Source organism: Aquimarina macrocephali (genome assembly GCF_051627225.1).
In the GTDB taxonomy this organism is placed as follows: Bacteria; Bacteroidota; Bacteroidia; order Flavobacteriales; family Flavobacteriaceae; genus Aquimarina; species Aquimarina macrocephali.
Window position 1 is genome coordinate 3,350,229 of sequence record NZ_CP151795.1, and the last position, 14,913, is coordinate 3,365,141.

General features: G+C 32.4%; 10 protein-coding genes. 7 read left to right on the top strand and 3 right to left on the bottom strand.

The genetic code is table 11. The annotated features are described in order from the left end of the window. Positions 1-336: 336 nt before the first annotated feature. The 5 genes from AAFU52_RS14465 (at position 337) to AAFU52_RS14485 (ending at position 8,644) form a co-directional block, all read left to right on the top strand. Positions 337-3,354 (top strand): tetratricopeptide repeat protein, encoded by a 3,018-nt coding sequence (locus tag AAFU52_RS14465; protein WP_438422395.1) that lies wholly within the window; start codon positions 337-339, stop codon positions 3,352-3,354. 29 nt (positions 3,355-3,383) lie between these two features. Continuing rightward, on the top strand, positions 3,384-5,162 hold the full coding sequence (locus AAFU52_RS14470; protein ID WP_152538469.1) for a TonB-dependent receptor: 1,779 nt from the start codon (positions 3,384-3,386) through the stop codon (positions 5,160-5,162). Positions 5,163-5,343: 181 nt separating this feature from the next. Next, complete coding sequence (locus AAFU52_RS14475; protein ID WP_438422396.1) at positions 5,344-6,156, top strand: M23 family metallopeptidase; 813 nt, start codon at positions 5,344-5,346, stop codon at positions 6,154-6,156. Between the two features lie 171 nt (positions 6,157-6,327). Further along, positions 6,328-6,687, top strand: coding sequence for a hypothetical protein (locus AAFU52_RS14480; RefSeq protein ID WP_024768938.1), 360 nt, complete (start codon positions 6,328-6,330; stop codon positions 6,685-6,687). A gap of 163 nt (positions 6,688-6,850) precedes the next feature. Continuing rightward, the gene (locus AAFU52_RS14485; protein WP_438422397.1) at positions 6,851-8,644 is read left to right on the top strand and encodes a DUF885 domain-containing protein; all 1,794 of its coding nucleotides are present in this window, start codon (positions 6,851-6,853) and stop codon (positions 8,642-8,644) included. A 166-nt stretch (positions 8,645-8,810) separates the two neighbouring features. On the opposite strand, the gene AAFU52_RS14490 is transcribed toward AAFU52_RS14485, so the two are convergent. Further along, complete coding sequence (locus AAFU52_RS14490) at positions 8,811-10,010, bottom strand: hypothetical protein (protein WP_438422398.1); 1,200 nt, start codon at positions 10,008-10,010, stop codon at positions 8,811-8,813. A 232-nt stretch (positions 10,011-10,242) separates the two neighbouring features. On the opposite strand from AAFU52_RS14490, the gene AAFU52_RS14495 reads away from it, so the two are divergent. Both AAFU52_RS14495 and AAFU52_RS14500 read left to right on the top strand, forming a co-directional pair. Then, entirely contained in the window at positions 10,243-11,286 is a 1,044-nt protein-coding gene (locus AAFU52_RS14495) for a sensor histidine kinase (RefSeq protein WP_438422399.1), read from the top strand. Positions 11,287-11,328: 42 nt separating this feature from the next. Continuing rightward, positions 11,329-12,102: a LytR/AlgR family response regulator transcription factor gene (locus AAFU52_RS14500; protein WP_024768934.1), complete on the top strand. Its 774-nt coding sequence runs from the start codon at positions 11,329-11,331 to the stop codon at positions 12,100-12,102. Positions 12,103-12,152: 50 nt separating this feature from the next. On the opposite strand, the gene AAFU52_RS14505 is transcribed toward AAFU52_RS14500, so the two are convergent. After that, positions 12,153-14,378, bottom strand: coding sequence for a DUF5916 domain-containing protein (locus tag AAFU52_RS14505; RefSeq protein WP_438422400.1), 2,226 nt, complete (start codon positions 14,376-14,378; stop codon positions 12,153-12,155). 28 nt (positions 14,379-14,406) lie between these two features. After that, entirely contained in the window at positions 14,407-14,910 is a 504-nt protein-coding gene (locus AAFU52_RS14510) for an ankyrin repeat domain-containing protein (RefSeq protein ID WP_024768932.1), read from the bottom strand. Positions 14,911-14,913 lie beyond the last annotated feature (3 nt).

Below are 14,913 nucleotides of genomic sequence, written 5' to 3' on the forward strand. Positions count from 1 at the left end.
AAGTAAAAAGTTTTCTGTTAAAAAAAATCAGGTATGGAAAAAAATTAAATGAGTTCATTTACTCTAAACAAATAACAGAGTTTCATAATAAATATTTTAATTTCTATAAAACCCAAACCTTAAATTGAAGGCAAAACTATCATTTTTATTGATCTGTATAGGGTAAATTACACCAAAAGTAAAGTTTTAATATTCATAAAGTATTCACAATTCTAAATTTACTATGTAATTATATCTAAAATATTTCGTTATTAAAATAGAAGATTAGGGTATCTTTAACACAAAATTTATTCGCGGGAAACGATATTTACTTTTTAGATTGTAATACTTACTTAAATGAACAAATACATCACCTCGATGCTTTTTGTGATTGTTCTGTCTACATATATGTCTGCACAGCAATCCGCAATTTACACCAATGAATTAGTACTGTATAATCAGGCTCTCGAATTGTATAATAATAAACAATTTTTGGCCGCTCAAAACTTATTTGATAAGGTCAAAGATGCCTCTACAGATGAGAATATCGATGCTGATTGTACTTATTATATTGCAAATTGTGCAGTATGGCTAAATCAAAAAGGAGCAGATCAACTTTTAGAAGATTTTGTAGTACAATACCCTACAAGTATTAAGCGTAATGCAGCATACCTTGATGCAGCGACTTACTATTTTGATAATGGTAAGTATGCATACGCACGTAAATGGTATGACAAAGTTGATGAAGGTAATTTAGGCCGGGCAGAAAAGGAGAAATATAATTTTAATAATGGGTATGCCTATTTCAAAATTCAACGATTTAATGAAGCTAAGAAATTTTTAAACCGTGTAGAAGATTCTCCAGAATATAGTGCCAAAGCAAAGTATTACCTTGGATTTATAGCCTACGAAGGAGATAATTATAAAGAAGCCGATAAATTGTTTGACGAGGTAAAGGATCTGGATCAATACAATAAGAATTTATCATATTTCCAGAGTGATATGAACTTCAAGTCAGGAAATTTTGAAGAAGCTATTAATGAAGGATTAGTACAATTACCTAAATCGAAACGATCAGAAAGATCTGAGTTAAATAAAATTATAGGAGAGAGTTATTTTAATCTTGGTGAGTATGATAAAGCAACTCCATACCTTAAAGAATATAAAGGACGAAAAGGCAAATGGAACAATACAGATTATTATTTATTGGGATATGCTTATTATAAACAAGGAGCGTATCAGAATGCAATTTCAGAATTTAATAAAATTGTAGATGGACGTAATGCAACAGCCCAAAATGCGTATTATCATTTGGCAGAATCTTATCTTAAAACAGATCAAAAACAACAAGCACTAAATGCTTTTAAGAACGCTTCTGAAATGGATTTTGAAGCTAAAATCAAAGAAGATGCTACGTATAATTATGCAAAATTAAGCTATGAAATAGGAAACTCTTTCGAGAGTGCCCCAAAAGTTTTACTTTCCTATTTAGATCAATATCCTAATACAGAATTTGAAGAAGAAATCAAAGAACTGCTCATCAGCTCTTATATTACATCAAAGAATTATAAAGAAGCGATGGATCTGCTTGAAGGAAGTAGAAACTTTGCAGATAAAGAAGTGTATCAAAAAGTAGCTTTTTACCGTGGGATAGAATTGTATTCTGAAAATAATTACCCAGAAGCAATAGTATATTTTGATAAATCTCTAAAAGAACAAGTGGATCCGGCATTTACAGCAAAAGCTATATACTGGAAAGCTGAGAGTGATTACTTACTAAACAATTTTGATGATGCTTTGATTGGATTTAAACGATTTAAAGGCAGTACAGGAGCTTCATCGACCAGTGAGTATGAGCATATAGATTATAATATGGGATATACTTATTTTAAGTTGAAACAATATCCCCAGGCAGCTCAATATTTTGAAACTTTTTCTAAGAGTAACAAAACCGATGAAGCAAGACAAACAGATACATATCTAAGGTTAGGAGATAGCCATTTTATTTCTAGTAAATACTGGCCGGCAATGGAAGCTTATAATCTGGCAATCAAAAAAAATGGACCAGATTCTGATTATGCACATTATCAAAAAGCAATTAGTTATGGTTTTGTGAATAAACATAATAAAAAGATCCAGGATCTAGAGATGTTCTTAAAAATGTACCCCAGATCAACATATCGTGATGATGCTATGTTCGCTCTTGGAGATGTGTATGTCTCTGAAAATAAAACACAGCGAGGTATTGATGCTTATGATCGTCTAATTAGAGATGTACCCAGAAGTTCATATGTGCCAAAAGCATTACTAAAGCAAGGACTAATTTATTATAATGGAAATCAAGGAGACAGAGCTTTGTCTAAATTTAAAAAGGTAGTTGCAGAATATCCCGGTACTGATGAAGCAATCCAGGCTGTGAATACTGCACGATTAATCTACGTAGATTTAGGAAGAACAAATGAGTATGCTAGCTGGGTAAAAGGATTAAGTTTTGTAGATGTTAGTGATGCCGATCTGGATAATACGGCTTTTGAAGCTGCAGAAAAACAATTTGTAGAAAATAATGATAATGGTGCGATTAGCGGTTTTGAGAAATACCTCAATGAATTCCCTAATGGTTTGCACGCTCTTAAAAGTCATTTTCACCTGGCGCAGCTGTATTTCAAAAAAGGAAATAAAGATGCAACAATCCCACATTACGAATTTGTATTGCAACAGGATAGAACCGAGTTTACAGAACAAGCACTGGCAAGACTCTCACAAGTATATCTGGAGAATCGTAAATATGAAAAAGCAATCCCGGTGTTAGAACGTTTAGAAAGTGATGCCGATTATCCACAAAATATCATTTTTGCACAATCTAATCTGATGAAGTCTTATTATCAATTGTTGAATTATCAAAAAACTATCGAATATGCTGATAAGGTTTTGGCGAATCCAAAAATTCAAAATGATGTAAAAAGTGATGCTAAGATTTTTACTGCCCGCGCAGCATTTAAGACTGTAGATATGCAACGTGCAAAGAGAGCATATGCCGAGGTACAAAAAATTGCTACAGGAGAATTGGCTGCCGAAGCATTATACTATAATGCGTATTTTAAAAACCTAGATGGGAACTACAAGGTTTCTAATGAAACCATTCAAAAATTGTCTAAAGATTTTCCTGGATATCGATTGTATGGTTCTAAAGGTCTGGTGCTTATGGCCAAAAACTTTTACGGACTTAAAGATGCGTATCAAGCCACATATATTTTGGAAAGTGTAATTAAAAATTTCACCGATTTCCCTGAGGTTATCGATGAAGCACAAACCGAACTCAGAAAAATCAAAGCCGAAGAGGCAAAAACAAATTCATCCATCCAAACCGAGCAGTAATAATCAGTTATTAAAACGAGTTGTGTTATATGTTTACATATTTTAAGAAAATAAACAAATCTCATAAGTCTTCAGGACTTGTGAGGTCCAGAGTATTACTTTTTGCGCCTATTTTTATAATTGGAATAAAAGGCTTCGCTCAGGAAAAAGAAAATGAAACTCTGGAGACAGAACGTGTAGTTATTGTAAAAGCGTACACACCAACAATTAGTGATGCATTTAAAGTAAAATCGACTCCTGTTCTTAATGATTCTGTGACACAGCAGAAAAAACAAATACGATATAGTATTTTTTCGGTACCAGTAGCATCTACATATACACCTGCAAAAGGAAGGGCAGCCAATATCGATAGACCAAAACCCATAGATATCTATGATAACTATGCTACACTAGGATTTGGGAATTTTACATCGGTTCTTGCAGAGTTTTATAGTAATTTTCAACTTAACCGATCAGATAATATTGGATTGTATTTGCATCATAATTCGTCACAGGGAGGCATAGAAGAGGTGCAATTAGATGATAAATTTTATAATACTTTTCTTGACCTTAATTATACATCTCGTACAAGAAATTATACATATGGGATAGAAGTAGGTGCAGAGCACCAATTGTACAATTGGTATGGATTACCAGACATTCCTTCACTAACACAAGAACAGATTAATGCAATTGATCCACAACAAAATTATTTTGGAGCAAAATTAGGAGGGAAACTTCAATTTGATGATTTGTATTTTAAGAAAGCAGTATTAAACTATAGGTATTTTGGAGATGCTTTAAGTTCTGTAGAGCACCATGTGATAGCGAAACCTACTTTTGAATTCGAAATTGGAGACAACCTAATCACAACCAATTTTATTGCAGATTATTTAAAAGGAAGTTTCGAACGCGATCTTGCGTTCCAGACACCAAATGAGTACGGCGTTTTAAATGTTGGGGTCAATCCAAGTCTTGTAATATTAAGAGATAACCTTACCTTAAATCTTGGAGCAGCAGTGTATTATAGTATTGATACAGAGAATAGTGATAATGATTTCTTTATTTATCCTAAAGTAACTGCTTCCTATAGATTATTAGAAGAAGCTGTTATTGCCTATGGCGGACTTGAAGGTGATTTACAACAAAATACATATCGGGATGCAGTGCAAAAAAACCCTTTTGTATCCCCAACTTTGGTTATAGAACCTACAAATATGTTATATGATGCTTATATAGGATTGAAAGGGAAAATATCTGATGTAGTAAGTTATAATTTCAGAGGAAGTTATATTTCAGAAGATGAAAAACCTTTATTTGTTAATAACGTTAGACCAACATTACAACGAGAAGGGTTTGATTATGGAAACTCATTCTCGTATCGCTATGATGATGTTAATACACTAGTAGGGTATGGAGAGCTAAATTTCGAAATTAGCAAAAAGTTTAAATTAGGAGCTTCTGCAGAATATTTTAATTATAGTTCAGAAGATGAACAAGAAGCATGGAATCTCCCTGAGCTAAAAGCTTCAGTACTTATGGATTACCAAATCAATAAGAAATGGTATGTAGGTGCACAGTTGTTTTATGTTGGTGAACGAAAAGATATTAATAATCAAGTCATTTCTTTACCTACAGTTCCTGAGTCTGTCGTAACTCTGGATTCCTATTTTGATGCTAATGTAAATTTAGGATATCGATTAAGTGATAAACTATCTTTCTTCATTAAAGGAAACAATCTGGCAGGAGATAATTATGAGCGTTGGGTGAATTTCCCTGTTCAGGATATACAAGTTTTGGGAGGAGTTACATACAAATTTAACTACTAATTTAACCCGAATTAGATAAATTTAAAATTTTTGGTACCTTATAGTAATAAAAATACCATTCATTTATCCATATATTGGATGTAGAATGATTTGGTTTTTTACCGGTGATATCTTGTTAATTGATTGATTAACATATTGCTATCGGTATAGTTTTTGTAGTTGTTTAGATAAAATAAAACTTATGAAAGGTACTTTACTTCTTATTTTTTGCCTGTTTTCAATGAGTATGTTTTCCCAGGATAACTTTAAACTCTATTATGAAGAAACAGAAAATGGGTTTAAGATCCTAGCGGATAATGATGAATATACTCCGGTATCTGCAAAAATAGACTTCAGATTAGAAAATCTAACATCAACTAATGGGAGCAATAAAGTTTTTGTAGTACCAGCAAAAACAAAAAGACATACGATTACCGACCTAAAGGTAATTGATAGAAAAAAACGCATAAAACTGGGATATGAATCTATCTATAATCATGGAAATCATAACCAAAAAAAATACGATACCGGTTTTAAATATTACTTACCATTTAAAAAAGGAGAAGAATATTGGTTATCCCAAGGATATAATGGAGCTACTTCTCACCAAAATGAAAATGCATTAGATTTTAAAATGCCAGTAGGAACTAAAATTTATGCAGCACGGGATGGAGTAGTTGTAGATATCGAAGAAAGTTTTAGTAAAAGTTGTACTTCTGCCGAGTGTGCCAAGTATAACAATTTTATTCTTATCTATCATAGTGATGGTACTTTTGCCGAGTATACCCATATTAAAAAAAATGGAGCACAGGTAAACATCGGAGATGAGATAAAGATAGGTCAATTTATAGGATATAGTGGTGATGTAGGTTGGGCTACAGGGCCACATTTACACTTCATTGTATTTTTTCAAAGACTAAAAGAAAGAATTACCTTAAAAACAAAATTCCTGACCGGAAGAGGAAAACAAGCTATTGCACTTAAAGAAAAAGAGAAATACCTTAGAGCATACTAATTGATTTTTGATAGATTCTAAATACAACATACCAGTAAATGGGGTATAAAACATCCCTGTTTTCAGTACCCTAATTTTCATCGTTTACGGTGTTTTATACACGCTTAAACGGCTATATCTTGCACAGTATTAGGAACAGTTTTATTATAACTTTTAATACCAGATATACAGATGAAAAAGATTAATATACATACATATATTGTTACATTTATTTTACTTTATGTTTTAGCAGCAATATGTAGTCTAATTGGATATGCCAATAATGAAGAAACACTTGTTTTAACTCCCACAACAGAATTTTTACTAAAATTACATTCTATAGTTAACCTTCCTACAAATACTATAGGATATTCAGAAATGTTTAAGGGAATCTACGGTGTTATAGGAGGATTAGTCCTTAATGTAATGTTATACTCTCTGGTATTTGAGCGTTTTGTATTTTGTGTAAAGAGCCTTAAAGAAATAATTATGTCAAAAACGAAATTTTCAGTTAGAAAAAGAAAACAAGCTATTTTACTCATAGAAAAATAAGCATACCAAAAACTTACCAGAATCCAATAGATCGTTGCCCTCACAAGTTCATAAAACTTGTGAGGGCAACGCTTATCTAGAGAAGTTACTACAGTGTTAAGGTGCATTTATTTTCATGCTAATTTTCCTATCTTTCATTCCTAAATCAAAAATATACCATATCATGATCAAAAAGATGCTTTCTATAGCTTGTTTTGCTATGATTTTTACAGCTTGTAAAAATGAAGCTACTACTACCAAAGAACCTGTAGAAAAGGTAGATGTTAGTGCCGAATTTAATGAGATGCTAGATAATTATTATGAAGAAGGCCTGCAGCTCAATCCGGTACAAGCTACCTTTGCCGGGGATAATAGATTTAACGATCAATTCCCTAACCCTCTTGCAGATGAAACAGTAAGTAAAGCTAAAGCTTATTTTAAAAAATATAAAGAGCAATTGGAGCAATTTGATGATGCTACATTATCAGAAAGCGAGAAGATGACTAAGGCAATTCTCAACTGGGAATGTGATATGAATTTAGAAAGTTTTAATTTTAAGCAAGACTATTTTCCTATCGATCAAATGTGGTCTATTAATCTTGTTGCGGGACAATTGGCTAGCGGTGCAAGTGCACAACCTTTTAAAACTGTCGAAGATTATAATAATTGGTTAAAACGCCTGGAAGGATATATTGATTGGATGACATCTGCGGAAGCAAAAATGAAAGAAGGTATGGCTGCAGGGTATGTGTTACCAAAATCATTGATCGTAAAAGTGCTTCCACAATTAGAAGCATTAACGGTTGAGAACTTGGATCAACATCTTTTCTATACTCCTGTAAAGAATTTTCCAGAAGATTTTTCTGATGAAGACAAAAAACAATTAACAGAAGCTTACAGCAAAATGGTTTCCGAAAAAATTGTTCCTACCTATAAAAGCCTTCATAAATTTATGAGTACAGATTATATGGAAGTGGGTAGAGCTAGTTCTGGTATTGAAGGTATTCCTGGCGGAAAAGAGTTTTATCAATATCAAATTAAGTTGTACACAACAACGACTATGACAGCCGATGAGATTCATAAGCTAGGGCTTTCTGAAGTTGCCAGAATCTCCTCTGAAATGGAAAAAATTAAAGAGCAAGTAGGATATACCGGAGATCTAAAATCATTTTTTGATCATGTGCGTACTAAGAAAGAATTGATGCCATTTACAGAACCACAGCAAGTAATTGACAATTTTAATGCAATCCATGATCGCATGAAGCCACAGATTGAAAAACTGTTTGATGTAAAACCAAAAACACCATTTGAAGTACGTAGAACAGAAGCTTTTCGTGAGAACTCAGCTAGTGCAGAATATAATCCAGGGTCATTAGATGGTACGCGTCCTGGGATCTTTTATACACCGATTCCAGAAGTAGCCAAGTATAATACTTATAGTGATGAGTCGTTGTTTTTACATGAAGCAATACCAGGACATCATTATCAGATCTCATTAACTCAGGAAAGTGAAGAATTACCAAAATTTAGAAAAACATTATGGTACAGTGGTTATGGTGAAGGTTGGGCATTATATAGTGAATCTTTGGGTAAAGAACTAGGCTTGTACACCGATCCATATCAGTATTTTGGGATGTTAGGAGCAGAGATGCATCGTGCTGTTCGTCTTGTCGTAGATACGGGATTGCATTCTAAAGGCTGGACACGAGAGCAGGCAATTCAATATTCATTAGATAATGAAGCAGAATCAGAAGCAGGGATTACTTCAGAAATCGAACGTTATATGGCCAATCCAGGTCAAGCATTATCTTATAAAATTGGGCAATTAAAAATAAGAGAACTTCGTGCCAAAGCCAAGGCAGCACTAGGAGATAAATTTGATATTCGCCAGTTTCATAATCAAGTGTTAGAAACCGGATGTGTACCATTGGCATTGTTAGAAAATAAAATCAATACATGGATCTCAAAAAATAAGTAATTAGATCTCGAAAAGTATTTTGATTCATAAAATAAAAAACGCGCATAAATTTATGCGCGTTTTTTTAATAAATTCGATAGGATTCAATTCTGGTTTTTGAATGATAAAAAGGAAAGCACTAATTAGTATAGAAGTAATCCACAGAATAAAATATAGGGCCATAATATCAAAAACTCTTAAATGCCTCTGCATTTTGCACCAGGACAAGAACATCATATCTAAATATAGTTTTCTTAAAAGCATCAGAAAAATTGGAATAGGCATAAGGTCTTAAAGAAGTTAAATCCAGAACATAATATTTCTTGGTTATAGTTGGTATTATCTTCTGAATTTCTTCTGGAAAATCTTTAATATTATCAAATGGCACTACAGGATTAGGAGTAAATGGATTTCCCATAGCTGCTTTTCCAGTTATACCCATCACAATGTAATGCAACGAGTGCATTTTATTGGTAATTGCCATTTCACTGGCCATATTAGAAATGTCATAGATATTAGTTCGATTTAACCCTTTTGCTGTATGATTGGCACCTAGTTTAAAGATTACTTTTGGAGTGTTATTATCAACTTTTACTGTGTTGTAATAGTTTAAAAAATTACGTTTCATTAATTGACTCCGTGTATTATTGTTTTTATAATACTCTTTGGTAATCATATTGTAGGCGTATATTTCTTTAGTTTTCCAGAGTTGTTTTAAAATTTCGATTTCTTTAGCATCTGTAGCTAGTTCTAGTAACGATTTATGTATAGCTTCATTATATTTAAAAATATAAGTAGCTCCATACTTTTTATTAGCTATAGCATATCGATAACCCTCATTGGCCTCCTTTTTTAATTCCTTTAGTTTTTCTTTTAAGGGTTTATTGGTTGTAATAGAAATAATATAATCAAAATTAAGACGAAACTGAACCATAAAAGTCTGATCAATCCCCCAGAGCGTTCCTTTCTTCTTAATCACATTAGTAAACAGATCATAATCATCTTCATTATTATAAAAAGGAATGGCAAAAGGAAACTCCTGATGTAATTTTTTTGCATTACCGATTGGGTCATTAGATGAGGCTATGGTCGTTATTTTTTCTGCAGCTATGGCATCTGTCTCTATACAGAGTGTATGATAACCAAAAGGTTGAGCTATATCGTATATTGTATTTGTAAAAATCCCGGCTTCTTTAATACCATGCTGTTCTCCTACAAATACAAATTGACTGTTTTCTAATCTCTGTTTTGTGAAGGATAGAAATGTATCATTTTTGAGGTCTTCTATCTGAAAACTGTACTTTGATAAATCAATTTTATCCTGTGAGTATATGAATGCAGTAGATAAAAAGGTAATACTTAGAAATAAAGAAAATATAGTTTTCATTGTATATTATTTTGAGATTGATACCTCAAAAATACTTCGTTTGTATTGTGTTTTTTTGAAGAATATCATGAACCCTAATATTATACCTTTAAACTTATTTTTTTAAAGGATAAACTATGCAATATAGGATATGAGCATGGCGACAAGATTATAGAATAGTAAAGTAAATCTGCTTTCATAAAATAGATTTTGTCTTCAATTGCCTATTTTTATTAGTGCAAAATGATTCGATATGAATATAGAAACACCTAAATTATCACTGGGATGGCGACTTGTTATCGTTTTTATTGTGGGGATAGTTATGTTTAGCATTATAGCTATTGCATCAAAATTTAGAGAAGCTCCTAAGTTTAATCTCCTTTTTTTATTGTTATGGATGTCTATTATTTACTTAAGTTTTGAAGTAATTCATAGGCTTCAGAAAAAGTTGGTGCAAAAAAACCTAAACTCTATTTGGATCTTTTTAGGGAGTAGTTTTGGAGGAACAGTTATCTATACAATCTTTTTTTATTTTTATAAATGGTTAGACTATTTAATCCTGGATAGTGAACCTCCTATGATACAACATGTGATATTTTCTGCTTTGACCGGGCTAGCAATTTGTATGATCTTTGGTCTAATTTTACTGACATTCAACTGGAAAAATCAGTACTATATTTCTCATATACAAAATGAACAATTTAAAAAGGAAATTATAAAGGCAAATTTATCAATTCTAAAAAATCAACTCGATCCCCATTTTATGTTCAATAACTTTAATACGTTATATTACTTAATTGATGAAGATGGTGCACTGGCACAAAGATTTCTAAAAAATATAGCATCGGTATATAGATATATTCTCCAGAATAATGAAAAGGCAATTATACCTATATCACGTGAATACGAGATGGCACGACAATATCTTTTACTTATTGAACAACGTTATAAAACTGCTCTAAAAGTACATGATGCAGTAGATTCAGCGTTTTTTGAATATAAAAGTGTTCCTCCATTGGTGTTACAACAACTTATTGAAAATGCCGTAAAACATAATAGAATAGATGAACAATCACCGTTACACATTCACTTTGAAGTAACAGCAAACTACTTTACAGTAATAAATAATAATAATCCTAAACGTACAGCTGGTACTACTGGCACTGGATTAGAAAATATAACAAAACGATATGATTTCCTAACCGAGAATAAGGTGATTATTTCGAATACTAAAGATGAGTTTAGAGTGTCTATACCTTTACTACCAACAACCAATGAAACAAACAGCAATGTTTAAAATTTTTCATTTAGTATCAATGGATTATAAAAAATTAGGTGTGTGAAAATTAGAACTATCATATTAGAGGATGAAGCAACTGCCAGAGATCATCTAGTAAAACTAATTGCTAGGATCAGTACAAATATTTCTGTTATTGCTTCAATTTCTACGGTAACAGAAAGTATAGATTGGTTTCAATCCAATGAACATCCGGATTTAATTTTTATGGATATTCACCTATCCGACGGGATTTCTTTCGATATATTGAAAGAAGTTACCATCGATGCTCCTATTATTTTTATTACCGCTTATGATGAATATGCCATACGAGCTTTTAAAACAACAGGAATCGATTATTTACTAAAACCTATCAATAAAGAAGATTTACAAAATGCATTACGAAAATTCTTTAAAAACCGAGTTAAAGAAGCAGATGAATGGATTATTAGAAATATAGATTTACTTCAACTTATACAAAAAGAAGAAAAACCTGAGTATAAAGAACGTTTTTTGCTAAAATCGGGAAATAGTATGACCCCGGTTAAGATAAGTGATATAGCATATTTCTATCGAGACGAATTAGTTTTTGCAAAACTTTTGGATGGAAAATTATTTCCTTTGGATGATTCTTTAAATCAATTACAAACTATGATTAACCCAGAAGAGTTTATTCGATTAAGCAGACAGCTTTTGGTAAACATAAATGCCATAAAGAAATTAACCCCAATAAAACCAGGACAACTATCAGTGCAATTAGCTCCAGAATATCATGATGAAATTTATTTGAGCCCAGAACGATCGAGGTGGTTAAAACTTATCCTCGATGGAAAATAGGAGATAGGGGTAGCGGTAAGCGATAAATTTTTAGAATAGATTAAAATCTTTTATCGTATAAAGGTTTTAGAAAATTTGATAATAAGTATTTGATTATCTGTAAAAGGCAATCTAGGTTGTAATGCATTCCTGTTGGTATTGGCATTATGATTATATACGACATATAAATCAGTACCTTCTATAGGATTAAACCTAAACCTAAGATTCCACCCTAATTGATCACTTCGTGTGTCATATTGTACAAAAGAGTTTAAAGAGGTTTTTGAAGATAAATTGAATTTCAACCTTGAAAAATACCTACTTAAATTTAATTTTCTAGATGTTTCATCAACATACCTTTCGGGAAACCTAAGACTATTGTATGTACCACCTAATTGAGCTTGAAAGAGTTTGCTAAAATCATAAGAAACATTATATGACATAGTAAACTGGTTTCCTCCATAAAATTCTCCTATTTCTGTATCTAGTGTGATTTTATATGGTTTTGCATTCCCGGAAATAAAAATAGGATTAAATTTCCACATCTTATACTGTGTAGCTGGGATAGTTACTCCTTCTGCTATTTCCCAATCACTATATAAATTATCTTCTTGATAGATAGGGAAAAACATAGTTAAACGATGCCCTTTTTTATGTATCGCTGTCATGTATAAATTCGTTTGAAAAAAATCGTGATGACCAGAATTAGACAACCAGTTTTTTCTAAAATAATGACCTATCGAAAAGAATTGCAAGAATGAATGATTGGTAAATGATTTTCTCCAACCATGGTTTAATGTTAAACGTTTGGTATTAGGTTGAGAGACAAAACCCAATTTAGGGTCGAAGTTTTCTGTGTATTCCCGAAACCTGTATTGCAGCCCAAAACCATTGTTTTTAAATGTGTTTATTGAAGCACCATACATTGGTTTCCAATCTCCTTTTTCTTTATCAAAGGTTGCACCCACTGTTAATTGTGTTCTAATGGTGTTGGTCAAACGAATATTAGCATCCACTGCCATCAAATGGTTATGATCTTCACTACTTAGTGAATTGGTATTTATAAAACCAATATATGATCCCAGTTTTCCTATGTTTTTTTTAATTCGGGTTACACTCTTATTAGCAGAAGCCGCTACTTCATTTACCTCATGTGTTTGCATTGATAAAAGCCCGTATTGCCATTTTGTATTTCCACCTGTAAATCGAACCCCTCCTATAATAGGAATAGAAGCACCATCTTGAATACCAATACGCCTGGAATGAAATAAGCGATGATCAAATTGATTAGAGTTGAATATATCTGCATTTTCAAGGAAAAACAATCGTTTTTCATTTAAAAATATCGGGAAACGAGAAATGTTAACTATTCGATCATCTGCTTCTACCTCTGCAAAATCTGTGTTTAAGGTAAAATCTATTGTATGATTTGCATTAGGTTTAAATTTTACATCCAACCCCAAATTACTTAACACTTTATCTAATACTTCATGATCTGCATATTGTTTACGCTCTAAGATTGTAGTATTGCTTTCATACGCTGTTCCTTCTTCATTAATGAGGTTTTCCCGAATAGCATTTGCCTTTATATACGGAGTTATATATAGTGGTTTTGTTACCGATAAACCTGTAAAGCGTATTTCCTGAGCATTTGTAAAATGATGTAATGCGTTACCGATATCGATATTTTTGAGATGAGACGTTATACGCTCATTGATCTCTTTGTATTTTACAGTTGCTTTAAACCTCATGATATTCTCAGAAGATTTTTCATATCGTAAAGATGAAAACGGAATTCTCATTTCTGTACTCCATCCCTTTTCTGTAATAATCGATTTAACATCCCAAAAGGTATTCCACGAAGTATTAAATTCTTCGCCATTACGGCTTACTTCCATATCCTGTCGTGCACTCAATGGATTTGTTCTAAAAATGAGTGTGTTTATTTTATCATTATAAGTGTCGAGATGTATTTGAAAATAGTCATCTTTTACTTGAGCAATATCTCTTTCTAATGTTGTTGCGAATATCTGAGAAGGGTCTCTAAAATTGATAACTCCTCCTATATAGAGATACTCCTCATCATATAAAACTTTTACTATTACCTGTTCCGATGCAGGAGTTCCTATATTGGGATCTATTTGCTTAAAATCAGAAAATTCTAAGGCGTCACTCCATGCATTCTCTTCTAATTTTCCATCCAAAATAATAGTGCCATTCCCTAAAGGAACATCAATAGCTTCCTGTGCCGATGATAATACGCTCACCAGCATACATACGATAAAAATAGACCTCATTTGATTTTTATGTTCGTTTTTTGATTGTTTAAAAGAGGTCTATTTTTGTCTTTTTTAGACCTAAAGACTTTAGATACTCAGTAACTTCTTTTGATTGATCACCACCCCGTTCTGCGTGATGAAGAAGTGTGTACCCATGTGGCCCTTTTGCATGCAGTGTTCCAGGTGAAAATTCTAGTATCGATTTGATGATGTCGATCTTCCCGAAAAGAGCAGCGGTAAACACATTGGTTTGAGCTCCATGATCCAATAGGTATTGAGCCAGTTCTTTATATCCAACATGACTTGCGGCTCCCAAACATGTTTCAAAATCCCCACCTCTCCAATCATGTGCAGCATTGATCAAGGTAGGGTGTTCTGCTAATAATTCTTTTACAGTTTCCAAACTTTTATGCCCGGCACCAACAAAATTCTGGACTATTTTTTTGTCTAATTGTGGCTTTTCTTGCTCTTGCGAAAATATCGCATAAGGAGCTACAATATATAATCCAGTGGTTAATACACCTGTAGTTAAAAATTGTTTCCTGTCCATAAT

What these genes read in the sequence shown, in the direction of transcription:
- AAFU52_RS14475 (WP_438422396.1), top strand. Translation starts at nt 5,344, where the DNA reads ATGAAAGGTACTTTACTTCTTATTTTTTGCCTGTTTTCAATGAGTATG.
- AAFU52_RS14470 (WP_152538469.1), top strand. Translation starts at nt 3,384, where the DNA reads ATGTTTACATATTTTAAGAAAATAAACAAATCTCATAAGTCTTCAGGA.
- AAFU52_RS14465 (WP_438422395.1), top strand. Translation starts at nt 337, where the DNA reads ATGAACAAATACATCACCTCGATGCTTTTTGTGATTGTTCTGTCTACA.
- AAFU52_RS14490 (WP_438422398.1), bottom strand. Translation starts at nt 10,010, where the DNA reads ATGAAAACTATATTTTCTTTATTTCTAAGTATTACCTTTTTATCTACT.
- AAFU52_RS14495 (WP_438422399.1), top strand. Translation starts at nt 10,243, where the DNA reads ATGAATATAGAAACACCTAAATTATCACTGGGATGGCGACTTGTTATC.
- AAFU52_RS14510 (WP_024768932.1), bottom strand. Translation starts at nt 14,910, where the DNA reads ATGGACAGGAAACAATTTTTAACTACAGGTGTATTAACCACTGGATTA.
- AAFU52_RS14480 (WP_024768938.1), top strand. Translation starts at nt 6,328, where the DNA reads ATGAAAAAGATTAATATACATACATATATTGTTACATTTATTTTACTT.
- AAFU52_RS14505 (WP_438422400.1), bottom strand. Translation starts at nt 14,378, where the DNA reads ATGAGGTCTATTTTTATCGTATGTATGCTGGTGAGCGTATTATCATCG.
- AAFU52_RS14485 (WP_438422397.1), top strand. Translation starts at nt 6,851, where the DNA reads ATGATCAAAAAGATGCTTTCTATAGCTTGTTTTGCTATGATTTTTACA.